Here is a 26,514-nt window from a genome sequence, read left to right as displayed (position 1 = left end):
GCACTACAAAATCAAATAAATTTACACATTTGGGATGCTCCCAATGAGAAGTACTATAAATAACCACAGCGCACAGAAAAATAGAGATTCTTGTTGTATATAAATGGAAATTAAGAGATTAATGAGTGATTCGATTAAGCTACCCCAAAAGTTGATGCTATTAGGTTCGGGAGAACTCGGCAAAGAATTTGTAATCGCAGCGAAACGGCTTGGTAATTATGTGATTGCTGTTGACCGCTATGCGAATGCTCCGGCGATGCAAGTTGCTGATTGTTCAGAAGTGATTTCGATGCTGAGTGCTGATGATTTGGAAGCGGTTGTGAGCCAATATCAACCTGATTTTATTATACCAGAAATTGAAGCAATTAGAACAGAAAAACTTTTGGAATTTGAGCAGCGAGGCATTACAGTCATCCCAACGGCGGCAGCGACTAACTATACAATGAACCGGGATAGAATTAGGGAACTGGCACATCATGAGTTGGGCATCCGCACTGCTCAATATGGTTATGCGACAACGTTAGAAGAGTTGATTGCTGTTTCTGATGAAGTTGGGTTTCCCAATGTCGTGAAACCTGTGATGTCATCTTCTGGAAAAGGGCAGTCTGTAGTTAAAGAAAAGAGTGAAGTTGAGAAGGCTTGGAATTATGCGATCGCCAATTCCAGAGGTGACAGTCAAAAGGTGATTGTCGAAGAATTTATCAATTTTGAAATTGAAATTACTTTACTGATAATTAAGCAGTGGAATGCACCAACAATTTTCTGTTCTCCTATTGGTCATCGCCAAGAAAGAGGAGATTATCAAGAATCTTGGCAACCAGCAGAAATTTCTGAAAAAATGATAGTCGAAGCGCAGGAAATAGCAAAAAAAGTTACCGATGCTTTGGGAGGAGCAGGAATTTTTGGTGTGGAGTTTTTTGTTACCAAAGACGAAGTGATTTTTTCAGAGCTTTCCCCCAGACCACATGATACGGGAATGGTGACATTAATCTCGCAAAATCTTAACGAATTTGAACTGCATTTAAGAGCGATTTTAGGGTTGCCTATTCCTCATATAGAACAGTTGGGTTTTTCCGCCAGTGCTGTCATTTTAGCCTCAGAAAAATCAGATTCCATAGCATACACAGGTGTAGCCGAGGCACTTTCAGAAAAAGATGTGGACATTAGGCTATTTGGTAAACTTAATGCCCATCCTTATCGCCGAATGGGAGTCGCTTTGGCTAAAGGAAGTCATATTCAAGAGGCTCGCGAAAAGGCTACGAGAGCAGCAAGTAAAATCAAATTGGAATACCAACCCTAATCAATTAGAAAGGTGCGAGCCTGCTACAGAGGAGTAACGCTTATATTCCGATTAATCTTGGAATTAGTTTTCAGATAATCATGTGCTTATCAAGCCAGCCTTTGGAGGACGGGGCTTCGGCTTCGGCTTGGGCCGGGGCGATTGAGTTGGTCCTTCGTCTTTTGCTTGAAGTATCAGCGGTCTCCTCTCTCCATCGCGTTGGTTGTCTGATGGCTGAACTGGGGCTGACTTAAAGAGTTTAAGTTTCTGCCCAAACTGTTCCACGCCATTGAGTTCTTGAACAGCACGCTCTTCATTTGCTTCGCCTTCGATTGCTACTGTTGCAAAACCGGCTGCAGAAAAAATGTCAATTTTTCCGGCTTTAGCAAATTTTCTCAAAAGTTCCCTTAAATTTGCCTCAGTGACCTGAAAAAAAAGATTACCAACGAATAAAGTCATATTTTTCTCCAAAGAAAGTTAGACAAAAAGATCATTCAAAGTGGAACCAATGCGTAGGATTTACGCATTGACAAAAGTTTGATGATATAGAACGAAGCTTTAGCTGAAAAACTGAAGGTCAGTTAAGCTCTCTGAGCTTTGCCTCTACACTCTTTATATAGGTGTAAGCAAAACTAACTTATGCATTAGACATCTCCAGAAATTAATTGTGCGTTGTCTGCAACCCTTGTAGAGACGTTCCATGGAACGTCTCTACATTGTTTTCCAAAAGATGTCTATTTAAGAAATAAAAATGGGAAACATGCAATTATGTTGCTTGAAGCTATTGAGGTTTAATCCCACTACAGAAACGACTCGCCTCCTGCACAGAATATCCGCTAACGCTCTGCTTGTGCTGTGCATTTGTTCTCAAATAATCCTTAACCCAATCACAAGCGTAGTTCACTAGTTTATCTGTATCTAGTACAGGATCCAGATTCCACAGAATCACTGTACTATCGTCACTTGTCGAAGCAATTGTCTTACCATCAGGACTGAAAGCCACTCTCCAAACCGTGCCATTGTGACCGTTGAGGGTAGTCAGCAAAGTGCCCCTTCGGGGTTCGCCAGTCGCCTGCGGAGGGATACCCTCCTGCAGCGCTGACTCACCATCTCGTTTCCAGAGTTTCACAGTCTTGTCGTCACTTGCTGAAGCAATCATTTTGCCGTCAGGACTGAACGCTACTTCCCAAACCGCGCCATAGTGACCCTTGTTCGCTTCGCGTTCCGCAGGAAGGGTAGTCAGCAAAGTGCCATCACCCTTCCACAGTTTGACTGTCTTGTCTTGACTCCCTGTGGCAATTGTCTGACCAAACCCCTGCGGGGACGCTACGCCAACAGGGCTGAACGCGACTCCCCCAACTCCGCCATTGTGACCTTTAAGGGTGGTCAGCAAGGTGCCATCTTGCTTCCAAAGCTTCAGCGTCTTATCCCGGCTTACCGAAGCAATTATCTGACTAAACCCCTGCGGGGACGCTACGCCAACAGGACTCAACGCGACTCCCCAAACTTCATTATCATGTGTCAAGGTAGTTAGCAAAGTGCCATCTGGCTTGTGGAGTTGTACCGTGTAGTCGTCACTTGCTGAGGCAATGATATTACCTTGAGGGCTAAATGCAACTGCGTTAACCTGACGACTATGTCCATTAAGGGTAGTCAACAAAGTGCCATCTCGTTTCCAGAGTTTGATTGTCTTGTCCCCACTTGCTGAAGCAATTGTCTGACCGTCAGGACTGAATGTTACTGCCCAAACCCGGGCATTATGTCCCTTTAGAGTCTTCAGCAAAGTGCCGTTGCTGGCTCTCCAGAGTTTCACCGTGTTGTCGTCACCTGCTGTGGCAATTATCTCACCTTCAGGGCTGAACGCAACTCCGTAAACTGGACCACTATGACCATTAAGGGTAGTCAGCAAGATATTATCCCGCTTCCAGAGTTTCACCGTGTTATCGCTACTTGCAGAAGCAATTGTCTTACCGTCGGGGCTGAATGCTACTCCCCAAACAGTATCGCTATGTCCATTAAGGGTAGTCAGCAAAGTGCGATCACGCCACCTCCAAAGTTTTATTGTTCTGTCCCACCCAGCCAAGGCGATTGTATCACCCTCAGGACTGAACGCTAATCCGTAAACCTTACCGCTAGGGTTATTGAGGGTGGTGAGCAAGGTGCCATCACGCTTCCACAGTTTGACTGTCTTGTCCCAAGAAGCTGTAGCAAGCATCTGACCATCAGGACTAAAAGCTACAGCACTCACTACATCGCTATGTCCCTTTAGAGTAGTAAGCAAGGTGCCATCTTGCTTCCAAAGTTTGATGGTCTTGTCTCTACTTGCTGTAGCAATCAGTTGACCAAACCCCTGCGGGGACGCTACGCCAACAGGGCTAAAAGTGACTGCACTCACTAGATCGCTATGTCCCTTTAGAGTAGTAAGCAAGGTGCCATCGCTAGCTCTCCAGAGTTTGACTGTTGTGTCACTACTTGCTGTGGCTATGATGTTACCTTGAGGACTGAACGCAACTGCGTTAACTACATCACTATGTCCGTTTAGTGTAGTAAGCAAAGTACCATCAAGCTTCCAGAGTTTGACTGTCTGATCTCCACTTGCTGTGGCTATCATATTACCTTGAGGGCTGAACGCGACTCCGTTAACTACATCACTATGTCCCTTTAGAGTGGTAAGCAAGGTGCCATCGGACTTCCAGAGTTTCACCGTGTTGTCGTCACTCGCTGTAGCAATGAGCTGACCATTGGGGCTGAAGGCGACTGCGTTAACTTTTTCGCTATGCCCTATGAGCCGATTATGTTCAACTACCGTATAAATTGCCTGTTTTAGCACTGATTCAACCCGATCCTGGATATTTGCATCTACCCCACCTACTGTTTTTAGTTTCTCCTTCGCTGTAATTGCTTGTATGAGCGCATCTAATGTGTTATTCGAGGCAAACAATGCTTCAGAAGATTTGGTCACAGCTTGAATCTCGCTGATGCTTGCTTTATGTGATTGCCACCAAGCTACCCCAGCCAGGATCAAAGCTCCCACTAAGCCACCTGTGAGTCCTAAAATAGTAAGTTGGCGTCTACGCTTCTGCTTATTTATCTCGTTATCCCGCAATGCCAAAGAAAACTCAATAAAACTTTTCTCAGCAGAACTCAGTTCATCTTGGCGTTTTTGCTGCCAATATTCTGCATCTGAGAGTGGCTTTCCTCGCAACAGTGCTCCTTCATCTTTACCGCTACTTTCCCATTGACGAATGAGCGATCGCAACTGCTCTTGCCAATAGCGAAATTCACCATCAACTTGTATCCACCGCTCTAAGCGTCCCCAGCTTCTAATGAGCGCCTCATGGACGATTTCCACCGTTTCTTCACTCGATGACTCGTTGCGGTTAGTTACCACAAGACGTGCATCAGCTAAGCGCATCACCAAATCCCAGTTTTCTGGCTTTACCTGATCAAAAGCCGCCAACCTCCGGGTAGGTTCAACTCCTTCCCCTAAACGCACTAATTGCATAAACACTCGCTGCGCCCGACTTCGGTCTACCTCAGAAAGCTGGGCATACACTGCTTCGGCGTGAATAGCCAAAGCCTCCTCAACGCCCCCAATCTCCTCGTAGCCTTCATGAGTTAGCCATCCATCTGTCTGTTTTGACCAAAGTTGTGTTAAAGCAAACTCCAGCAACGGTAAACGTCCTGACTGACCATCATCTGCATGAATTAGTTTATTTGTCAACCCCTTCTCTAGTCTCACCTGCATTTGTGTTGCAGGCTGTTCAATAGCTGCTTGCAATTCCTCACGGCTCATTGGTCCGAGATTCAGGACTGCTCCTTGCAATGCATCGCTAAAGGGGCGGTAAGAAAGGGCATGTCCGTAAAAGTCCGCTCGCAGAGTCAGGACTAGGGTAAATGCCGGAGCTAACCTGACTGCATTCAGTAATGCATCTAACACACCTTGGCGTTCTTCTTCTGGGCAAAGAGTATAGAGTTCTTCAAATTGGTCAGCTATTAAGACCAGACGAGTTTGGGGTTTTGCTGGACAAAGCTTTCGATAATTTTGTATAAGGCTTTATTATCTTGTCGCAGTGCGATTTCCAGTTCTAATTCAATCAGGCGGCGAGCATTTAATTTTGAATTTTGATTTATTTGATTTATATATTTATTTAGGTTCTCTCCTTGCCGACATGGAAGGGATAAACCTTCGCCAATACTAGAAGTTAACGCAGCTGCCAACGCCTCAAACGGATTATTACCCGGACGAAACGAGACAATCTGCCACTTAAGATTTGGATCTTGGCGCAACTGAGGAACCAACCCAGCAAACACCACACTCGACTTCCCACTTCCACTAGAACCGACCACCGCTACCAACGGCTTTCTTTTGGTCGCCGTCACCAAGTTCTGTGTGAACTGCTCCCGCCCAAAAAATAGGTCAGCATCTTCCTCACCAAACGCAAATAAACCGCGATACGGGCATGGAGGGACTCCGCCTAAGTTTAGCCAACTCGGCGGTTCTACTGCCGGATTTTGACAAATGACAGGCAACCAAGATGCACCCGGAAAGTCATCTTCCAAACCTTGTAACTTTCTGCGTGCTTGCTGTACTGCTAAATATAAAGAACGTCGTTCAACTGCAAAAGCTGCTAAAAAATGCTTAAAAAATTCCTGTGCCACTAGATTCGGCACTGGCTCACGCATCACAATCACCGTCGGAATATTTAATTTTTCCAGCGCACTCGCCAATCCCAGTCCATCACAGGAATTGAAAATTGCTAGTTGTAAACCATTGTCAATTGCTGCTTTAAGAGCTTCTTCTAACTGTCCAATTGTTAAACTATTGTTGGTCTTATTATCATTAATATAAATTCTACCTGTTTCACCCTCGGTTTGACTATGACCCGCAAAAAAGAACATGTCCCAGCCGGGGTTTTGCCAAAGAACAGTGTTAAATTCCTGACGAGAAGGATTGACAAGAAAAACTATTTCTGCATCTAATAAACTATCAAGAAATCTGATTTCTCTCTCCAAATCAATCCCTTGGCTATTACCCAGAACCGCTAAGATTCTCACTTTCTTTCTAGGTAATTTTGACTTGTTTGGTTCCCGGCGCTTATACTCGGGTTGGGAAAGTGCCATTTCTGCCTGGGGATAATCATTGAAGAAGTCCCAACGATGCCAAGGTAATCGCCGTAGCAAGTCATTGTTGGTTTCAATAATGACTCGAATTTCTTCGGCTGGATTTAGTTGCGATCGCAGTTGTCTTTCTATATTGATAAACTCAAAAGATTTGAGCCAATGATTAATATCTTCTTGTAGTTTTTGGCACACCTCATGAAAACTGACAACAGAGACATTAGTTATGCCGCCTTCGTCAATTTCCAGATCATCATCATCTTCCACCAATAGAGAACGCAAATGTTGGCGACCACAAACATTTTTGTAATTTAACTGCCAATTTTGACAGAGTTCAACTAAAGATGGTGCTGCAGGTAAGCTACCAATAAATTGCTCTGGAAAAGAGTTTCCTGATGACCATAACCTAGCAGTAACATTTGGAAATCCGTTGTTTAAATCCCCACTTCCTAGGCTGATAACAACTGATTTACTCATAAATCAGACATCTTTTTTAGTTTGGCAAGTACCCTCATTTCTACAAATTCAGTTTCTTCTTTTTCGTATCTTTACACTAAAGATAAAATTTATAAAATTTTGAGTTTAGTTTCGGAATCACAACCCAGCCTACTGTCTTTGAGAAGAATTTCTTTAATAGCCTATCATTCCTGTTGAAAGACACCCTCATAAAGACACACTCTGACAAGAATAGAATTCATTAAGGTAAATAGTTGCCACTCTGCACGAGCTTAGGGACTTCTAAATCAAAAAATATCCCAAATTTTCTTGTGGGATGGGTGTCCCCACCCGTCCTTTGTATTCAGGGCGGGCTTTCCTGCTCAACGCCACTTGCACGGCTGTCGGCACCGGACGCCAATCGCTCATGGGGGTTTCCCCCAAGACCGCGCGCACTGGCTCCCCAACGCAGTAGCTTCCCCCACAATTGAGGATAATTTATTTCTTGGAAATCCCTTATGCAGTTCTCCCGATAACCGTATTGAGTCCTATTGAATAGGTATCGGAAACGACAGAATTAGAACTTACGCATTGTCACAAAATGATTATGTGAATTGAGTCAAATCTTGACTTTTAACTATTGTTCAGATGCATGACTTCATCTCAATTACAATCTTTCTCTTAATCATATGTATAAAAAGTGAGGAAGTGGAGAGGGTTTTGTAAATTTTTTGAACAAAAACCCGTGAAGTTTGCAGTTTAGTTAATCCACATAATCCTTTATTTGTACAGTGCGTGAGTCCTAAGAAGTTTGACTCTGACCAGCCAAAAACAGAGTATCTCAGCGTATCGGCTTCCAAAGCTGCGTGTTGAATTCATAACAGTTTGCCTTGACAATATCAACTAATTGTGCATTTTTAGCTATTGAAAAAGTTGGTTTCTATCTCCAAATCAGCTTCTTGGCTATTGCCCAAAACTACCAATATTCTGACTTTTTTGTAGGTTAGTTTGGCGGCGATGCTTTCCAAGGTTTATACTAAGGTGTCAACAGAGCTATTTCTGTAATAACAGCCTTTATTCTTTAATATCTGGGTGCATCGCGTTCTTGTTAAATCTGTTGTAGAATATTTTGAGATTTGACTAAAAGAGGTCATTTTTTATAAAGTAATTTTATAAAGTAAAAATTATTTTTTTGTGATGCATTTTTTGATTAACGCATATTAAAGCCTTAAGATAAGTTTAATCAATTAACTTTAAGAAAATTATCATCTGACCACTCTTTGAATCAGACACCTAAGACGCTTATGAATAGGTTGATAGTTTTAAGCTTGGGTCAGGGAAATCTACACGAAGGCTTTCCTGGTGTCACAGCATATATCGGGTCAGCAGAAAATCCCTATCAAACGAAATTTACTGCTAGCTTACCGTCTGCACCAGAACTTCTAAAACTCTACCGCAATTGGCAGTCACTTTATTCGGCTTTTTTTCATCGTCCATGTTTACGAGTTGGTGTAGAAGAAACTGAAGAAAGTGACGATACTTTTGAAATCGAAGACGCTTACGTCACTAATGTTTCTGAAGTAGATCTTAAGGATTTATGCGAGCAACTTTACGAGTCGATCAATTTGTGGCTTAATTCCGCAGAATTTCGCAAAATTGACCAGCAATTACGTACACATTTAAAACCATCTGAAGAAATTCGCTTCATTATTGAAACCAACGACAATTTGTTGCGGCGATTACCTTGGCATTTGTGGAGTTTCTTTGATGATTATCCTCATGCAGAAGTTGGCTTAAGTGCGTCTGAGTATAAACAACCACATAAATTGCCTCAACAAAAAAAAAGTAAAATTAGAATACTAGCAATATTGGGAAATAATCAAGAAATTGATATTAGCCAAGATAGGATTTTTTTAGAACAATTATCAACTGATGCAGAAATTCAGTTTTTAGTAGAGCCGAAGCTAGGCAATCTCAATGACCAGCTTTGGCAACAAAGTTGGGATATTCTCTTTTTTGGTGGTCATAGCTGCACTCAAGAAAAAGGTAGGCTGCAACTCAATCAAAAAGACACCATTACCCTTGACCAACTGAAGTATGGTCTCAAGCAAGCTATCAGTCGTGGATTATGTTTGGCAATTTTCAACTCTTGTGATGGGTTGGGGTTGGCGCAGCAGCTCCAGGAGTTGCACATTGGGCAAGTCATTGTCATGCGTGAGCCAGTACCAAACGTCGTCGCTCAAGAATTTTTAAAGCATTTTCTCGCGGAATTTTCTCGGGGACAGTCTTTATACACTGCATTACGTTCTGCACGAGAAAGACTGCAAGGATTGGAAGGAGAATATCCTTGTGCGACTTGGTTACCAGTAATTTGCCAAAATCCTGGGGAATTGCCGATGGTCTGGCATACAGAGCGATGGACTGAACCTGTATACAAGGTAAGCTCTTTAATGGCGGGTTCCGTAACCAAACAACCCACTGCTCGTTACTTTGGAAACCATACTCTTTCGAGAACAGCAAAGCAAAACCAATTCGTTAGACATCGCTTAGGCGTCGCCGCCACCCGTCGTCTCCCAATACTATTAGCAAGTGTGTTGGTAGCTGCTAGTATCATGGGAGTGCGCCATTTAGGGATGCTACAACCTTGGGAACTGCATTCTTATGATCATTTAATGCAACTGCGAGCAGCAGATGAAAAGCCAGATCAGCGTTTATTAATCGTCACTCTTAATGAAGCGGATATTCAGTATCAGATTCAGAAGAAGATGAATATGCGTTGGTCGCTATCAGACCAAGCACTGAGTCAAGTGTTACAAAAATTGGAGAAGTACCAACCAGCAACTATTGGTTTAGATATTTATCGTGATTTCCCTGTTGATCCCAATTATCCACAGTTAGGCGAAGTCTTGCAGCAAGACAAGCGAATATTTACAGTGTGCAAAGTTTCTGCTCCTAATGATGGCGCACCTGATGGTGTGCCTCCCCCTCCTGAAGTCTCAAAAGAACGTCTCGCTTTTAGTGATTTTGTAGCTGACGCAGACCGTGTTCTTCGTCGCCAAGCTGTGCAATTAACTCCTCCTGTGCAATCTCCTTGTGCAGCAGAATATGCTTTCAGCTTTCAGCTAGCACAGCAATACTTGAAAGATAGAGGTATAAACTGGGACATTAATCAAGAGAAAAACTTGCAAATTGGCAACACTGTTTTTAAGCGCTTACAATCCCATACAAGCGGCTACCAGGGAGTCGATGCCTCAGGATATCAAATTCTGCTCAATTATCGTTCTGTACCCTCTCTTGCCAATATTGCCCAAACAGTCTCTCTTAAAGAAATTCTCAATGATGATATTGTTCCTGAGTTATTGCAGAAGTCGGTGAAAAACCGAATCGTCCTCATTGGCGTGACCGCCCCCAGTTCTCCTGATGATTGGGAAACTCCATACACTGCAAAAGCACCGGATAAAGAAAAGCAAATTTCAGGCGTATTTCTACAAGCGCACATGGTGAGCCATATTCTGAGTGCTGTTTTGGATGGTAGACCTTTGATGTGGTGGTGGTCTGGATGGGTGGAAGCGCTGTGGATATGGGGTTGGGCATTACTGGGAGGGATTCTATCTTGGCGAATTCTACAGCCACTTCATATAGGATTAGCTATTGTAACAGCGCTATTGATACTTTTTAGTATCTGCTTTGGTATATTTACACAAGCAGGGTGGATTCCACTCGTTCCCCCAACATTGGCATTGGTATCTTGTGCGGTTGTGTTGAAGATACTACCAAAGCAGCATGCGAGCAACAGCAAAAAATGTTGGAACTAAATATGAGCAAAAATAAGTTGCCTCAAAGACACCATAAACTAGCTTGCGCTATCCTTTTGCTAGTGATTGGGCTTGTGAGTGATCCAATAAAAGTTCAGGCAAATCCAGTACAATCTTTCCGCAACAGAGTCACTCACACATCAAACCTTCTTGCCCAGAAATTTCCTGATAACGGCGATCCTAAAGGTCGTCGGCGAGGAGGGACAAGCCGTCGTGATGGATGTCCAGATCTGAAAACACCTATTACTGCTTTAGTACCTGGTGAGGAAAGTAACAACAAATCTTTCTTCGCATCCACAGTAGCTGAGTATCCAACCTTTTGGGTTTATGTTCCTGAATTACCCACAAACTCACGTTTTGGAGAGTTTGTGTTGCAGGATGAACAGGGTAATGATTTATACCGAAACTCTCTGACATTGCCAGGAAAGGCTGGTATTATAGGCATTAGCCTACCCTCAAGTTCACAATATGCTCTCAAGCAAAACTTAAAGTATCACTGGTTCTTCCGAGTTTATTGTGGTAATCCACAAAACAAACCGGACTATTTTTTTGTGGACGCATGGCTGCAACGGGTGGCACTAACTCCTCAGCTTGAGCAACAGTTAAAGACTGCAAAATCAGAGGAGTATAAGGTTTATGCTGCTAATAATCTTTGGTACGATGCCGTAACAAATTTAGCTAACCTCCGCAGCAGCAATCCAAATGAGCGCGTGTTGGCGGAAGACTGGACTAACTTGTTTAAAGCTGTTGGCTTGGAAGAACTAGCTGAAGCACCGATTGTGCAACGTTACAATCCCCAAAAGTAACGCAGATTATGTCAAGAACAATCAAGCGGGAGATTGTAGAAGTCCAGGGGTGGGTAGTGGATGGCGATCGCTATACCCTTAGCCCCCTACTGCACTCACCGTGACTCCTCATAGTTCCTGATTGACTCCTGCTTCTTGCAACTCCTGAATTCTTCTGTTGGTCAAAGCCAATTCCCGACTAACACAAACGGTGCCCAAAAATATGGATTTTTCTGCTGAGCAAAAACAGTGAGTTGGGCATGCTGGAGTGCTTCGGCTTTATTGACTCCAGCTTTTAACTCTTGATAAAACTTACTCATCAAATTGGCGGTAGACTCATCGTCTACAGACCACAATGTTGCCACTGTACTGCGTGCGCCCGCCCGCACAGCAACTCCAGCTAGTCCTAAAGCTGCTCGCTTGTCTCCAACAGCAGTTTTGCAAGCACTCAGAACAAGTAATTGTATATTGTTAGTGTTAGAATTGTTAGACTTACCCGTGTCGCTGACTCGCAGTAATTTATCAAATTCCTTCACCTTCAGGAGTTCATCCCAGGTGACAATAAAGGTTTTTTCTGGATCGGAACTAAACTCGCCGTGAGTTGCTAGATGAACTACTGAAAAGGAAGCTGATTGCAATTGGTTTTGCAGGTTGGTTTCGGTAAACTGCTGATTTAACAGTTCTTGACTCCTAGGTACCTCAGACTTGATTTCTTGCAATTCCCGTGGCACGTTATTTAGTGAAGGAAACTTGCGGTTTTCGATAGAGCGTTCTGCCGCTACTCCAGCAGTTAAAGTATTTAAGCGTACCTTTTGCAACGGTTTGGGATCAAGGAGCTGCAAACCAGGGGCGACGGCGATCGCATACTTTTCCACCAAATATTTCTGCTGTTGTTTGTCATACAGAACGGACATTGGTAGATTCCGCAACTCCCCATCTAAGACAAATACTAAGGTTTTGATGCCACTTTCGCTTAGCTGTGCTTCAGCAGGTCGGATTAACCAATCATATATCTGTTGGGACAACTGCTTCACCTGAGAAGTCCGAGTTACATCGCGTAAGTATTCCCTTAAGTCTTCTACAACACCTTTTACTTTATCTTCGGCAATGACAGTTTTGTAGTGGCGCAAGTCCTGGTTAGGCAACTTGAGAATAACATCTAGACGGTCTGGTAAAATAATCGGATACAAAACTGCTGCTTGTTGGTCTTTTTTATCAATCACTGGGTCAAGTTCCTGCTTAGCAGTTAAACAGGCTGAGCGAAAGAAGTTGTCTAGTTCTGCTAATTGCAGCGATTCCATCACCAAACGAGCTTGCCGTACATTCTTTTGATCTAGGTATTGGACATTGGAATTTCCTTTTGCTGTCCTCTGTTCCCGATTATCTGTTTGCAAAAGCAATGCCACTAACTCCCGATACACGGGTTCCACAGTTTCCCGGAAGGAAAACTGAATGTCTGGATTGATTGCAACTAAATCGCTACGTAGAGTCCGCAGAGTGTTGAACGCTTCAGAATAGTAGGGGATAGCCCCTTTAATATCTCCCTGCTGTTTGCGGATACGTCCTTGTTGCCATTGCCATTGATAAACAATATCTGATGCTTGAATACTTTGGGCGAGAAACAAAGCTTTCTCTGTCAGCTTTTGGGCATCACTAAACTGCTGATTGATTTCATACAAATTCCCAAGAGTTCCAAGGGCATAAGATTCTGCTCGCTTGTCTTGCAAGCTTTGCGCCTGCTGGACTGCGGTAGCCAGTATCTGGGCTGAGGTTTGCAGGGAAGGGGATGAGGGGGACATTGCTTTTAGTGCTCGCTCATCCGCCCTATCAATGCTAGCCAGCGTCATCAAACTTTGGGCAAAGTTAATTTTGGCGTCAACTGCCATCCGGCTTGGGGGCAAGTTGTTGATTTCAGGCTGGATTTGGGAAGATAATGCCAATGCATCCGCAAATTGCTTTGTCTCAATAAGTAGGCTCAGTTGATTGAGATATGCTTGAATACGTGTGGTTGGGTCAACAGATGCACTTGCAGCTTGCTGGTAGTAATGTAGCGCGGTTTTCGTGTCATGCTGGAGGCGGGCTGTATTTCCCAGGTTGAAGAGAGCCTCACTAACAACTTGATTCGATGACGTGGCTTTTGCTAGTGCTAAACTTTGCTCTAAAACTTGCTGGGATTCCTTTAAATCACCAACCACTTGCCGAATGTTACCAAGACTCAGCAGTCCTGCGGCTTTCGTCGGTGAATCTGGTTGGTTTTTCAGGGTTTGCGAAATCTCAGTTAAAATCTTATTTGCCTGACGGTATCGCCCCAAAACTTGCATCGCTTGAGCCGAGTTAATGCGGTTACGAGTTAATGCAGCACTATCTTTTATTTGCTGATAAATCTCAGCAGCTTCTTGCCAAGTGGTCACTGCTGCTTCAGCTTGTCCCTGTGCCAATTGTAACCGTCCTCGCACATCAAGGGCTTGTGCCAAAATTTTAGAACGCTCTTGAGAGTTATTTAAATTTTTCAATAAATTGAGACTTTGAGCGTGAAGCGAAGCTATCGCCTTGCGAATCGCCTTTTCTGCTTCAGTCCATAAACCTAGTTGCTGAAAAGCTAAGGAGAGATTGCTCAAAGTCATAGCTTCCCGTAAACTATCCCCATCAGTTCTAAAATCAGCAGCACCCTGTTGCAAGGCTTTAACCGCAAGAGTAAACTGTCCAGCCTCATAGAGTTTTTTACCCTGTTGCACAAGGTCTTGTGTTTTACCCTGGCTGATTGCTAAGTTTTGTGCAGTAGAATTGACAGCCGAAGCTTTTGTCAACACGGGTGATATGATCACGCAGAGAAATGCAACCATTACTGCAAGTAAGGGTTGAGCTATCCAACCCCTACGGGAGTCTTTGGATTGAAAAATGGATTTTAGAATACGGAAAAATACAGGCTTTTTTCTCGCCACGCTCTTTCCCCTTTACTACAGTTCAAAGTCTTCTTTCACCTTTAGATCCTCTCCTAAACTTACCTCAACACTGAAACGTTTTCCTGATTCCCCCTTAAAAGGTTTAAGTTGAATGTAATTATCTTGACTTCTGGAAGTGACTTGCTGAAGAGTTTTTCCTGCTTTAGACAGCAAAGTCAAATTCAGATAAGGCGGCAAATATCTTTCTCCACCTGTAGGATGTAACTGGATCAAAATACCCAATTTATCCTCGGTTTCCTCTGTGATATTAACCAGCAGCGCCACACTTTGATGACCGAGTTGCATTCCCAAGTCAATGAGTTTGGCTTTTTTGGGACCTTTGTGTGTAATCCTAGTACTTAAAGCTAGATTAGCTTCTGGATTTATCAGCGTGTCAATCGTCTGCCAACCTTCTTCAAAAACTCCCTCTAACCATTGACCCAACTTGGTTTTGGTATTATGCAAATATGTTTGAACTGATACGGCGGCAGACTGGGTTGAGGGTACAGGTAAAGGGATAGCTGAGGCTTCTGAGAAATGGTGGTAGAACAACAGGTGATTGAGTTCTGCATCAAATAAAGACAGCGGTAGCTGATAATAACCATCCTCCAGAATTTGTAAATTGAATTCGTTTCGATAATTAACCAGTTGGTCGTAACGTAGAAAGCCTCTGAGAATAACTTGTTCTTCCTCTTCTAACACCTCAACGACAACATAAAAATGAGGTGCCAATTCTGGTTGATCAATGGCATCTGTTGGGATATTTACTATTTCATCAAGTATGTGTTCTGTAGCAATTGGACAAATCTTAAACTCACCTACCTTGAGATGACAACCAGTTCCCATAACATTGGTATCTCGATGGATTGGTTGATCGCTTATGCGTGTACTTAACCATTTTTCACAGCCAAGTATTGCCAATGTATTTAGATAGGTTTGCCACTGTTGTGCTTCACTCATCACCAGTTGGCTACAACCTCTTGCTTGATGGAAGTCTTCTGGTTCTAGCCAAATCACTTCTGGAAGCGAGAGTCTTATGTCTGATGAATTAACCGAGGAAGGGCGCATTATTGTACTCCTTATATGTATGTGTTTTCTGTCTAAGATTCCTTTAGCCTCGCTTCAACAGGAGGGTTTGGGGATGTATGTGTTTGTCGTGTGTCTGTGGATCTAAATATTTGCGAAGTTGTTGAGCATATGCACTATCCATTGAACGGCTCTTTCCAGCTCTGATTTCTTCTGCTGCTTCCTGAAAGATTTCGTCATCAGCAAAAGCTTCTATATATTCAGCTAATGTTTTAAGATAGTCTGGTTCCGGAGGCATTTTGGTCAAACCCTTTTCAACAGCCTTCTTAAGAACGTTGTCAAGAATTTGTTGGACTGTTGAAGCGCGTATCTTGCTGAGTAAATCACCCGGATTCAATATCCGTCTCGCTTGATCCCAACTTGTCATTCCCAACTTAGGAGCAATATCCTTAAGAGATAAATTCTCGCAGTAGTAGAGCTGCAAACCAGGAATAAATTGTTGAGCGAATATACTATACTTTTTGCTTTTTGTCAAGGCAGCAATGCGATCGCGTATTTCTTGTTCTATCGCACTAGTCAAAGCTAAGCTAACTTGCTCATGTAAGAAATCTAACATCTCCTGCTGTTCTACATCAACCTCCGCCAGGTTGTCACCGGGTAAATCTGCTCTAAGGCTATAACCTCCAGTATCAGGATCTTGGATTTCCAAAGGTTCTCTATAACTCCAGATATCATAGTGTCTGACCTGTGTGGCTACCTGTTTGAGTTCATTCATCAACTCCACTGTAGAGTTGATAATGACATCTCTTTTTTGCAAGCCGTTGAGCATTTCTTGCAGTTGAGGGCTTGATGGATCCGGACATTTTCTTCCTCCCTTGGAATTTTGTTGAAGTCTGTCACGGCGATAGACAGCATGAAACACTTCTACAAGGTGGCGATCGCGCTTTGATAAACGTTCGAGTTGTTTTGGTCTAATTCTATTGAGAAGCGCCCAGTCGCTAAGATGCTTAAATCCAAATTCTGATAAATAATCTTTTAGTTCGGGGTTTTGTCTGGTTTGCAAGTATGCCCAATTGTCTAAGCTCATGCTAGAGTCAGAATCGGCATTAAATGTTTGCAAAATTTTGACAGAAAAGAATTTGTAAGCGGTTGTCCTAGTTGCACCATTGTTATCTACAATCAGTTGAGTTTTGCCATCCCCGTCTATGGTAACGAGAGTTCGTCCATCGTCATTGAGGACATAAGACAGCAAATCCTGGTAGGTAAACTGCTTTTCACCACTGAATAAGTTGTCAATTTTTTGACAAGCTCTCAGGATGGGTTCAGAAACATAGCACCGTAAACAAAGTCCCGCATGAGCGCGAGTTGTGGCATCAACAGCAGAATTTTTAGCGAGAAAATACGATAACAGAACAGCTTGCGTGTCTTTAGGAGCAAGATGGCGAATTTGTTTGTTTAAGAACTCCTGTGCCAGAGGTACGGAAGTGTATTCGTATCCTACTCTTTGACTGGCACTGATTCGGCAAATTTTCCAGTATCTTGGTGATACATCCATAGTGACTGCCTCGCCCCAGAATAACCAATCTCATATAGTTGCATTAGATATGTAAATGCCAGCGTTTTCAACTTATGCACTTTTCCCACTCTGCTTGTTTGAGGTGGTCAACCTAAGCGACACGAGTGGTGTGAGCTGCGTTCTTCCTAAGTTGTCGCGCCAAAACAAGTGTATACTGCTAAGGGCTAGACTACTTGCTAGTACTGGATTTTTTCATTTTATGAGCGAATGCGTGAATTGCATATCATACAATACGGTTGGTGATAAGACCAGAACCCTTATCAGCAAGACAATATAGAGACGCGCTCTCATGAAAGCGTCTCTACAAAGAACGCGAATTCCAGGAAAAATCCTTAACTGAACTGTATTGGCATATCATGCCCCTTTTTTCTCTAAAAAGTGCATAAGTTAGACTAACCACTTTGGCGTCTAGAAGGTTAGTTCCAATAAGTTAAAAACCCGTCAACTCTCAGTAGTTGCGGGTCTCGTTTTTGGCGCACATTTATACAACTACCCTAGCCACGCCTGAACATTACTCCCATTCCATACATGGGTTCAAGGGTTCGGCTAAGCCTGCTCAAATCTGCCCAATCTTATTCAAATCTATTCAGTGACACTCCTACACCTCTGTTCGAGTAGGTGTAGGCTTCTGGCGGATTACTCCTTCCAGATATTTTGGAAAATTAATTTAGGCAGGAATAACTTGAGCAATCAGTGAGCGTTTATCAAAGGAGTGGACTTTACCTACTTTGCCCAGAGCAGTTACAACCCGCTCTAACAGTTCTCCAGCTTGCTCACGATATTGATTTTCTCGACCTCGTAAACGAATAGAAAACTTCACTGAATCGCCTTTACTCAACCAGGCAATTGCTTGCTCGATGCGTAAGTTGTAATCAGCTACACCCACGTTAGGACGAAGCCGAACTTCCTTGACTGTGGGTCTAGCACTCTGTGTCTGACGCTTTTTCTTTTGGTACTGAAGCTTGCCGTAGTTGAGAATCTTCGCGACTGGAGCGTCTTTGCCTTCGGAGACTACAACTAGGTCAAGCTCTACGCTCTGTGCTATCTGTAGAGCCTCAGATGTATCCATCAGACCACGATTGTTACTTTCATGATCAATCAAGAAGACTTGACGTGACTTGATTTGCGAATTAATTAGTTGATTTTGGACTGCGATAATGTTTTCCTCTCAATTGTTCAATACTTGGTCGGTGCAAGTAATACTAATTTAACACAAGCTTCGCATGAATGTGTTACTAAGTATTAAATATTACTGTTTAACTTAACAGCACTTAGCTGCCTGATACCCTTTCTAACAGGTTAAAAATATGTACATTTTGTCAATCTGCCCATGTACATAAATCAATTCATATATCCGAAAGTTTGTGATCTACTGAAAGTCAAAAACCTCGGTGATTGATTTCACAAACATTTGTTATCAATCTCACACTTACAGAAGTTAAGTTTATCGGGAACAGTAGTGTGTATAAATATGCTACAAACCAAACATTCAAACATAAAAAACCTTATCCGCGAACTACGCGTTTCGGCTAGAGCTAACTCAAAAGCAATTAGCTCACCTGCTAATACTAATGGATCAGCGATCGCGTTTAGCGGAACGGCGCGATTTGGACGAACGACCACCGGACTTGTTGCCATCTGCCACGGTTCGCGCTGCCGATTTTTTAGCCACTGTCTCTGGTGACGGTTTAGCAGTAGAGGGAGCCGGATGCTTGTGGCGTCCGGTTCTGGGTTTTTGTTGGCGTCCATTTGGGATTGGTTCGGGCTTGGTGTCGGGGTTAGCTCCAAAGCCAGCGACCACTTCTAATGGCAACCGCTGTTCAATGAGTTTTTCGATATCTGCCAACAACGGGTATTCATCGACGGACACGAGCGATACGGCTTCACCTGACGCGCCAGCACGACCAGTGCGACCAATACGATGAACATAATCCTCCGGTACATTGGGCAGATCGAAGTTGACCACATGAGGCAGTTCGCTGATGTCGAGACCCCGCGCCGCAATGTCGGTTGCAACCAGTACCTGTAGGCTGCCGTTCTTGAACTTTCCTAGAGCGTGGGTACGCGCCGACTGGCTCTTGTTACCGTGGATAGCCAGTGCTTGAATGCGGTTCTCGATTAATTGCTTAACCAGACGGTCAGCGCCATACTTAGTGCGAGTGAACACTAGCACTTGGTACCAATTTTCTTGCCGAATCAGGTGAGCAAGTAATTGGCGCTTCTTGTCACGGTCTACCTGGTAGACTTTTTGTGCTACCGTGTCGGCGGTAACGTTGCGGCGTGCCACCTCGATCATCGTCGGGTGATTGAGTAGCCTGGCGGCGAGTGCTTTGATTTTGTCCGAGAAGGTGGCGAAGAATAGCAAGTTCTGTCGCTGTTTGGGCAGAAGCGAGAGAATGCGGCGGATATCATGAATAAAGCCCATGTCTAGCATCCGATCAGCTTCATCCAACACTAACACCTCAATGTGCGACAGGTTCACCGTGCCCTGCTGCACATGGTCTAGCAGTCGTCCTGGGGTAGCGACCAGAATATCCACGCTGCTCTTCAAACGCCGTTTTTGCTGACTAATGCTGACCCCGCCGAACATGACCATTGAGTTCAGCTTCAGGTACTTGCCGTACTCGCGCACGCTTTCCTCCACCTGTGCGGCGAGTTCACGAGTCGGGGTGAGAATCAGCCCTCGGATCGGCGGGCATCCATTATAAGTGCCTTTAACGCTCTTGTCGGCCGACAAGCGATGCAGGAGCGGCAGGGTGAAGCTGGCAGTCTTTCCAGTACCAGTTTGGGCACCAGCTAGCAGATCACCACCCGACAATACCGCAGGTATCGCCTGCATCTGGATTGGCGTGGGTTCAGTGTACCCTCGCTCGGTGACGGCACGGATAATTTCATTGGACAAGCCGAGAGTAGAAAAAGACATAAAACTCCAGAAATAACATCGGCCTGTCGCCAGTGGCGGCATCAGTCTTAGGCGGACGGATGGTTTGAAGGGCTAGATAGGCAGTAAGCGCCAAGACTGAGAGCGAATCCCGCAGTTCTGTATTGTAACAGAGTGCAGTGCGTTGTGTCGTGATCCGCGTGCTTTTAGCAATGTCATCAAAATCTACGCTTCTACGAGGAGATGACTTGAGCGAGCTTGGTTTTTCCGAACAGGAAATTTTGAGTATCTGTGGCACAGGACGTATCTCGGCATTGAGGTGCGATCATCTCAACTTTGTAAATATTTTGTTATACTAATTAATATAAGTTCACACTCAAGCACTACACCGCTAAAAAAGAGAATGCCCTCCTGCTTAATGAGTGTATGACTGCTGAGGATAGCTAGGTATTTAGCTTCTTTCCAAGATAGCCAGCATTCACCCTCTACTTTTCGCCCAGTTTGGCACAGGAGCCTGCGATGAATCCGCCCATTACATTATCTTTAGAACAAGAATTTAGCCTTAGAACCTTTGCCGACCAAGTACAACAGATGTCCCGTGAACAATCTCAAGAGTTTTTGCTGATGCTGTATAAGCAGATGATGATTCGGGAAACGACGTACCAGGAATTGCTCAAGCATGAGTGGAAACTAGATTCAGACCGCTTCTAACCCCAAATCCACCGCAATGCGATGGGCGCAAGCAAACCCGGAAAACGCCACTGCATTCAACCCCTGACCTGGAAATGTACTATCTCCCACACAATAAAGCCCTGGAATTGCCGTTCTATTAAACGGCATCCCCAATAACCCTCGCAATTTGTGGCGGGGGATTGGTCCGTAAGTACCATCCTCACGACCTAAAAAGCGGCGATGGGTTCGTGGTGTCCCCACCTCCAGATAATCCAACCCTGCATTTAAACCAGGGAAAATCTTCTCCAAGCGGTCAACAATTCGCCTAGCCGCCTCTTGCTTCTTTTCCTGGTACTCCCGCGCAGAGAGTCCTTGCCAATCATCAATCCACTCAGGTGTGAAGGCGTGAATAATATGGTACCCGCTAGGCGCTAAATCTGGATCAAGCAACGTCGGGATAGACACGAATAAAGTCCCTTCTGGGGCTGCCATCTTCTCCCAATCTTCCAGCACAATGTGATGGCATTCCGTCCCTTGGGGCAAAACTTCTGCCTTCACTCCCATATGCAAACTCAGAAAACTGGGCGACTTGTGATATCGTTGCTGCCATCTTTTCTCAGCAATAGGAATTTGTTGTTGACTAAGTAATTTCCCAAAGGTATCCCAGCGTGTAGCATTGGAAACGATGCGCTTGGCACGGTAGATTTGACCATTAGCCAGTTGCACACCTACGGATCTCCTATTTTCTATGATAATTTTTGTTACCCTAGCTTGATACTTGATCTGACCACCTGCTTTGACAAGCCCCTCTACCAATTTTTGGGCTATTTGTCCCACACCACCTTTAGGATAGTTGACTCCTCCATAGTGCCTGTCGGAAAATACCATTCCAGCATTAATCATTGGCGTCATGTCAGCTGGTACCACCGACCAGCAATAACACTCCATATCAATAAATTTCAACAACTCGGGGTCTTGAATATAGCGCCGCGCCATATCTCCGGCATTCTGGGGCAGATACTTCACTAAACCAAGGCACGCTAAAGGATGCTGAAAAAATACACGCATTAAATATCGGGGTTCTTCAAGCGACAGCAAGTCCATGCTGTTGAGACAATGAAATACTTTCCAACACTCGTCATAAAAGCGACGAATCCCTTGGCTTTGATTGGGGAAATAGCCAGTTAGATTTTGCAAAAATTTTTCATATACTCGCTCAACTTTCAGGTCTAAGCCATTAGGCAGATGATAATGAATCTGCACTGGATCGGGAATCACATCTAAACTTACGTTGACGGCTTGCAAAGCACGAGTGAGTAAGTTGGTGGTACCGTTCTGACCGAAACCAAAAATCATCGACGCCCCAACATCGAAGCGATAGCCTTGCCGTTCAAAGTAACCTGCGCTGCCCCCTGGAATCAGATAACGTTCCAAGACAAGTACTTTAGCACCTTTTGCCGCTAACTGAGTCGCGCTTACCAAGCCGCCAATACCAGATCCAATGACGATGACATCAGTGTCCTGCATTTTGTTTTTTGTCCAAAGTCCAATTGTCTAATAAGCTGTTGTGCCGTGCCGTTTGCACAATTTGGGCGGGCAGAACAGCCCACCCCACAAGAATTTGATTAAAAGATGATGTGCAAATTGTAGGATTTTCAGCTTACTAATGACTGATTACAAAAAAGAGGGACAAGCCCGCTACCGCTGGCCAATCCCGTCTGCCGATCCTTAAAGAGAGGAGAACACTGAATTACAATATAACCTCGCTTGAGAATAAATGTCAAATACTAATGCAATTATTTTTCAATAAACTTTCAATAAAATTTGAGAGTGCTAATTTTATTGAAACTTCCTTAAGAATTCACGCAATATAAATTCAAAATTAACAATCCCCACATTCCTTTGGGAGAGTGAAAAATTCAAAATGATTTTTTGGATTTGAAGGTGATTGTGGGTCAGCCGCATCCAAGAAAAAGTATTATTATGTTTCAGTTGTTATACGATATGGAAAAGCCTATTTCCGGCTATGACGCTACAATTGCGTGTTTATGTCCCACCCCATCCCCTAATTAAGCATTGGTTGGCAGTTGCCCGTGATGCTGCTACACCTTCGGTTTTATTCCGCAGTGCGATGACTGAGTTGGGACGGTGGTTGACTTATGAAGCGGCTAGAGAGTGGTTGCCAACTCAAGAGACAACAGTGCAAACCCCCTTGGATTACAGCAGCGCAACTTTAATAGATCCAACAGTTCCAGTGGCGGTGGTGCCGATTCTACGGGCTGGGCTGGGATTACTGGAAGGAGCGCAGACAGTGTTACCTCTGGCGTCAATTTACCATTTTGGCTTGGTGCGAGATGAAAAAACACTGCAACCCTCTTGTTACCTCAACAAATTGCCAGAAAAATTTCAACCACAAACGCGAGTGTTAGTCACCGATCCGATGTTAGCAACAGGAGGGTCGATAATGAACGCAATGGCACAATTGACACAACGGGGTGTTGCTCCAGCTTTGACGCGGATTGTATGTGTAGTAGCATCTCCGCCAGCTTTACAAAAACTGAATGATGCTTATCCAGGTTTAATAGTTTACACTGCGGCCATTGACGAAACGGTCAACAGTCAGGGATTTATTGTACCGGGATTAGGAGATGCGGGCGATCGCATCTTTGGGACATAAGTTAGTATGCAGCTAAGACAGCAATCGAAGAGCAAAAACAACCCAAGAGGTGCAGCGTTTCTTCAAGGCGGTAAAAATATGAGTCAAAAAGATGGTTTCGCGAGCGGTTTTTTCGCCGGAGCAATTTTCGGTAGTGTCGTTGGTGGTATTGTTGGTGCGCTTGTAGTGACGAAACGCGATTCAGAACAAGCAGCAGAGGAAGAACCTCAAATGAGTACCAACTCAGTAGAAGCTAAAAAAGCCGCAAAAAGGCGTCAGATGAAAGCTTCGGATCAGGAGAACATGGAAATGGAAACGGCGCGGCGATCGCTTGAAGATAAAATTGCCCAACTCAATGCCACAATTGATGAAGTGCGGCAACAACTAGGGAATGTGAATGGCAATTCCGAGCAAGCCATTCATGAGCGTTCCTCGCGCAGTGAGGAGTGACGCTAACACATACCTTGGGACTGGTGGCAAATATCAACGACAAGTGCGAGAGTGGCAATCATGAACAGATGCAGAACTTGCATCCGCCATGACAGAGGCTAATTTAAAATTAATGATAAGACCGCATTTGACACTTAACAGGAAATCAACCAATCCATGAGTCTACTGATTACCACACTGAGTACTTTCATACAGATTTATAGCACTCTACTGATTATTAGAGTCCTCCTGACATGGTTCCCCAGTATCAACTGGTACAACCAACCATTTGCTGCTTTGAGCCAGATTACCGATCCCTACCTCAATCTGTTCCGTTCCATCATTCCCCCGTTGGGCGGCATTGATTTTTCCCCACTCTTGGCGTTTCTGTTACTCAACTTATTGAGTTCTTTGCTCGCCTCGCTAAGTACCATTCCATTAGTTGGTTAAGTCTACACCAAAGATATAGCAACCTTTGTAGAGACGCTTGTGAAAAACGTCTCTACAAATTTATTTTGTCTAACTATTTACGAACTTGAGCGCCAAATCCCGCCGCCTTGAACTGCTTCAACTTCAAGGGTAACGGCTGATTTGCAGGGACAGAAATCCTTAATTCAAAATCACTGTCGCCTGGTGGAATTTCGTCAATAGAACCAAGACGGGTACGGTTTTGCATCACTGAGTCATTGTTGGCATCATAAATGCGCCCAAAAATATCTGCATCGTAGACCGTTTTGTTAGTGCCATTTTGAGCTTTACCTGTAACAATAAAGCAGTTGGCTGCCATCGTTGTCCCACTCGTAACGGCTCCTTGCGCGAGTTCTTGTGGGCATTCATGATAGGAAATGTTAGATAGTTTAATCTGTGTCAGCGCTACGGCACTTGGAGTCAACACCCACGATAGAACCCCAATAACACAGGAAATCAAAATAACCTTAAGTAGTCCTAAGTAGTGGGTACTGAGTTCTAAGAAGTTCCTAATAGCTAAAGGCAGGAGATTCAACAACGATACTAGGCGATTTTTCTTTTCCATATCTCAAATAACAAGAAATAACGAGATTTGTAACAACAGAACGGCTGCGGCTAACTCAGCACAGGCGAAAAGCTTCTAAGCAGTATTTTCAACCTCAAGTTAAGCGAAATTCACTCTTAAGGTATTGGCAAGTTCTTTTTAACTTTTGTAATAATTATTAAATATTAAACCCTAAATTGCTACGTCACTTATGAGTCCAGATGAGATTAAAGTAGCCTTGCAAGCAGCGTTTTATCGTTGTGATGTCGCAAGCTGCCCTCTCTCTGATACGCAGAAAGAGATATTACTGCAAGTCTTAGAGCAAATGAAGGGATCTCATCCTACTGTGTCTGATATCGCCAATCCTTTAGACGAACTGACACAAGAGGAATTGCAAGTATTTTTTGAGTTCGTCAAAGCACAAGAAGAAGAAAACCGCTCGTGGAAAGCCCAGTTACTGAACGACTGGCTGCAAGAAAATCATTCTGGAGCAGTACAATTTATTCGCGATCGCTATGGTTTGCAGTGGTTGAATCGGATTGAGCCATATCATTTTGAGAAGTATTCTGCTCAGGATCTCCTCAAGCTGAAGGTAGGCGATCGCATTGAAGTTTGCAATGCTCTTTGGGAATGGGTACAAGAGAATAGTCCTTGTCCCCCGGAATGGTATTCCTGCATCGTCATAAAGGTTGATGAAATAAGCAATGGTGATGACTCGTGTACCAACTGCATCATCCGCTTCAACAACGGCTCTGAGTTTGAAATTCAAGGTATATACGAATGGAATCGCTTTAATTGGCGAAGACTGCAGGGGTGAGGAGTGAGGGACAAATCAATTCAAAATTTATAAGGTACGGCATAAGTCTGATGAGGAACAGACTCCTCTTCCTCCTCATCAGACTTATGCTCTAACTTGTTAAACCGAGGTGCTTTCGCACGGCTTGGCGCATGACATCAACAGGAACAGTGTCCCGTTGCAACCAGATTTTTAACGCTGCTGCGCCTTGTTGAACGAGCATTTCCAATCCATCAATCGCAATGACACCCAGTTGCTGCGCCTGTTGGAGAAATTTTGTTGGGTTAGGGGTGTAGATCAAATCGTAGGCGATCGCTTGCGGTGGCAAATTCGCCATTTCCGCTGCACTCAAAGGTGATTCCTCTACCTTAGGATACATCCCAATAGGAGTTGTATTTACTATCAAGTTTGCTTGTGGAATTAATTTTGGTAGTTCATCCCATTGATAGATGTGCAAATTTTTCGATTCGAGTGAATTGTCCCAACTCTTGCGAAATTCTTCTAACTTTTGGGCGTTGCGTCCAATGACCAAAATCTTGGCACAACCCAATTGCGCACAACCTGCAACAACTGCCCTGGCTGCACCACCATTGCCTAAAATCACGGCTACCGTCTGGCTCCAATCTCGGTTATAGGTTGTTCGTAAAGGGGCGAGAAATCCTTCTACGTCAGTGTTTGTGCCAATCCATTTGTTATCTTTGCGACTAATAGTATTGACTGCCCCTACGGCTTTGGCAATGGGTGAAATTTCTGATAGCAAAGGTAGAATTGCTTGTTTATGAGGAATTGTGACGTTAAAGCCAACTACACCGACAGCGGCAAAGCCTTGAATAGCGATTTCTAAATTCTGTGGTTCTATGGTCCAGGGGACATAGACGTAATCTAATCCTAAATGGGCGATTGGGCTTTGCCCAGTGCCGCAAGCGGCGATCGCAGCATTATGCATCACTGGCGATAGGGAATGTTCCACCGGATACCCAATCACTCCAAGCAGTTTGGTTTTGCCTGTAATCATTCGTTTGTCATGAGTCATGAGTCATTAGTCATTATTCACTGATACGAACCACAAATGACTCTCATGACTCCGTT

The 26,514-nt window shown here is 44.0% G+C and carries 21 protein-coding genes; 8 read left to right on the top strand and 13 right to left on the bottom strand.

Features of this window, described 5'->3' with window-relative positions:
* Positions 1-121 precede the first annotated feature (121 nt).
* The gene (purT, locus tag V5G28_RS01965; protein ID WP_332992813.1) at positions 122-1,300 is read left to right on the top strand and encodes a formate-dependent phosphoribosylglycinamide formyltransferase; all 1,179 of its coding nucleotides are present in this window, start codon (positions 122-124) and stop codon (positions 1,298-1,300) included.
* 78 nt (positions 1,301-1,378) lie between these two features.
* Here the strand turns inward: purT and V5G28_RS01960 are convergent, their stop codons facing one another.
* From V5G28_RS01960 to V5G28_RS01945, 4 genes are all read right to left on the bottom strand, one after another.
* The gene (locus V5G28_RS01960; RefSeq protein ID WP_332992811.1) at positions 1,379-1,738 is read right to left on the bottom strand and encodes an RNA-binding protein; all 360 of its coding nucleotides are present in this window, start codon (positions 1,736-1,738) and stop codon (positions 1,379-1,381) included.
* 322 nt (positions 1,739-2,060) lie between these two features.
* Positions 2,061-5,276, bottom strand: coding sequence for a WD40 repeat domain-containing protein (locus V5G28_RS01955; RefSeq protein WP_332992943.1), 3,216 nt, complete (start codon positions 5,274-5,276; stop codon positions 2,061-2,063).
* Positions 5,276-6,877 (bottom strand): nSTAND1 domain-containing NTPase, encoded by a 1,602-nt coding sequence (locus tag V5G28_RS01950; RefSeq protein WP_332992809.1) that lies wholly within the window; start codon positions 6,875-6,877, stop codon positions 5,276-5,278. Before V5G28_RS01950 ends, V5G28_RS01955 begins: the two co-directional genes overlap by 1 nt.
* A 261-nt stretch (positions 6,878-7,138) precedes the next feature.
* Positions 7,139-7,264 carry a hypothetical protein gene (locus V5G28_RS01945; RefSeq protein ID WP_332992807.1) on the bottom strand — a complete coding sequence of 42 codons (126 nt, stop codon included), beginning with the start codon at positions 7,262-7,264 and terminating at the stop codon, positions 7,139-7,141.
* A gap of 875 nt (positions 7,265-8,139) precedes the next feature.
* Here V5G28_RS01945 and V5G28_RS01940 point away from each other — a divergent pair.
* Together V5G28_RS01940 and V5G28_RS01935 are read left to right on the top strand one after the other, a co-directional pair.
* Positions 8,140-10,650 carry a CHASE2 domain-containing protein gene (locus V5G28_RS01940; protein WP_332992805.1) on the top strand — a complete coding sequence of 837 codons (2,511 nt, stop codon included), beginning with the start codon at positions 8,140-8,142 and terminating at the stop codon, positions 10,648-10,650.
* A gap of 2 nt (positions 10,651-10,652) precedes the next feature.
* A complete protein-coding gene (locus tag V5G28_RS01935; RefSeq protein ID WP_332992803.1) occupies positions 10,653-11,456 on the top strand; it encodes a DUF928 domain-containing protein in 804 nt (267 codons plus the stop codon).
* 161 nt (positions 11,457-11,617) lie between these two features.
* Here the strand turns inward: V5G28_RS01935 and V5G28_RS01930 are convergent, their stop codons facing one another.
* The 6 genes from V5G28_RS01930 to V5G28_RS01905 all read right to left on the bottom strand — a co-directional run bounded on the left by V5G28_RS01930 (position 11,618) and on the right by V5G28_RS01905 (position 20,158).
* Complete coding sequence (locus V5G28_RS01930; RefSeq protein ID WP_336229469.1) at positions 11,618-14,278, bottom strand: CHAT domain-containing protein; 2,661 nt, start codon at positions 14,276-14,278, stop codon at positions 11,618-11,620.
* A gap of 114 nt (positions 14,279-14,392) precedes the next feature.
* On the bottom strand, positions 14,393-15,445 hold the full coding sequence (locus tag V5G28_RS01925; RefSeq protein ID WP_332992797.1) for a DUF1822 family protein: 1,053 nt from the start codon (positions 15,443-15,445) through the stop codon (positions 14,393-14,395).
* A gap of 43 nt (positions 15,446-15,488) precedes the next feature.
* Positions 15,489-16,958, bottom strand: coding sequence for a hypothetical protein (locus V5G28_RS01920; RefSeq protein WP_332992795.1), 1,470 nt, complete (start codon positions 16,956-16,958; stop codon positions 15,489-15,491).
* A gap of 688 nt (positions 16,959-17,646) precedes the next feature.
* The gene (gene infC, locus V5G28_RS01915; RefSeq protein WP_332992941.1) at positions 17,647-18,114 is read right to left on the bottom strand and encodes a translation initiation factor IF-3; all 468 of its coding nucleotides are present in this window, start codon (positions 18,112-18,114) and stop codon (positions 17,647-17,649) included.
* Positions 18,115-18,555: 441 nt separating this feature from the next.
* A complete protein-coding gene (locus V5G28_RS01910) occupies positions 18,556-19,902 on the bottom strand; it encodes a DEAD/DEAH box helicase (protein ID WP_332992793.1) in 1,347 nt (448 codons plus the stop codon).
* The gene (locus V5G28_RS01905) at positions 19,871-20,158 is read right to left on the bottom strand and encodes a hypothetical protein (protein ID WP_332992790.1); all 288 of its coding nucleotides are present in this window, start codon (positions 20,156-20,158) and stop codon (positions 19,871-19,873) included. The genes V5G28_RS01910 and V5G28_RS01905 overlap by 32 nt, the downstream gene beginning before the upstream one ends.
* Before the next feature lie 221 nt (positions 20,159-20,379).
* On the opposite strand from V5G28_RS01905, the gene V5G28_RS01900 reads away from it, so the two are divergent.
* Entirely contained in the window at positions 20,380-20,571 is a 192-nt protein-coding gene (locus tag V5G28_RS01900; RefSeq protein WP_096561557.1) for an NblA/ycf18 family protein, read from the top strand.
* Here the strand turns inward: V5G28_RS01900 and crtH are convergent.
* Positions 20,557-22,059, bottom strand: coding sequence for a carotenoid isomerase (gene crtH / locus V5G28_RS01895; RefSeq protein WP_332992788.1), 1,503 nt, complete (start codon positions 22,057-22,059; stop codon positions 20,557-20,559). The two genes, V5G28_RS01900 and crtH, sit on opposite strands and share 15 nt — an antisense overlap.
* 499 nt (positions 22,060-22,558) lie before the next feature.
* On the opposite strand from crtH, the gene upp reads away from it, so the two are divergent.
* The 3 genes from upp (at position 22,559) to V5G28_RS01880 (ending at position 24,067) form a co-directional block, all read left to right on the top strand.
* Positions 22,559-23,209: a uracil phosphoribosyltransferase gene (gene upp / locus V5G28_RS01890; RefSeq protein ID WP_332992786.1), complete on the top strand. Its 651-nt coding sequence runs from the start codon at positions 22,559-22,561 to the stop codon at positions 23,207-23,209.
* 78 nt (positions 23,210-23,287) lie between these two features.
* Positions 23,288-23,638, top strand: coding sequence for a hypothetical protein (locus V5G28_RS01885; RefSeq protein WP_096561554.1), 351 nt, complete (start codon positions 23,288-23,290; stop codon positions 23,636-23,638).
* A gap of 156 nt (positions 23,639-23,794) precedes the next feature.
* Positions 23,795-24,067, top strand: a complete 273-nt coding sequence (locus tag V5G28_RS01880) for a YggT family protein (RefSeq protein ID WP_096561553.1) — start codon at positions 23,795-23,797, stop codon at positions 24,065-24,067.
* Between the two features lie 73 nt (positions 24,068-24,140).
* Here the strand turns inward: V5G28_RS01880 and V5G28_RS01875 are convergent, their stop codons facing one another.
* Positions 24,141-24,650: a hypothetical protein gene (locus V5G28_RS01875; RefSeq protein ID WP_332992783.1), complete on the bottom strand. Its 510-nt coding sequence runs from the start codon at positions 24,648-24,650 to the stop codon at positions 24,141-24,143.
* 190 nt (positions 24,651-24,840) lie between these two features.
* On the opposite strand from V5G28_RS01875, the gene V5G28_RS01870 reads away from it, so the two are divergent.
* Complete coding sequence (locus tag V5G28_RS01870) at positions 24,841-25,446, top strand: hypothetical protein (protein ID WP_332992781.1); 606 nt, start codon at positions 24,841-24,843, stop codon at positions 25,444-25,446.
* Positions 25,447-25,537: 91 nt separating this feature from the next.
* Here V5G28_RS01870 and V5G28_RS01865 read toward each other — a convergent pair whose 3' ends face one another.
* A complete protein-coding gene (locus tag V5G28_RS01865; RefSeq protein WP_442994198.1) occupies positions 25,538-26,440 on the bottom strand; it encodes a shikimate dehydrogenase in 903 nt (300 codons plus the stop codon).
* Between the last annotated feature and the right edge of the window lie 74 nt (positions 26,441-26,514).

The organism is Scytonema sp. PRP1, assembly GCF_036697665.2.
GTDB lineage: Bacteria > Cyanobacteriota > Cyanobacteriia > Cyanobacteriales > Nostocaceae > Kalymmatonema > Kalymmatonema gypsitolerans.
This window is presented reverse-complemented; position numbering and strand designations above follow the sequence as displayed.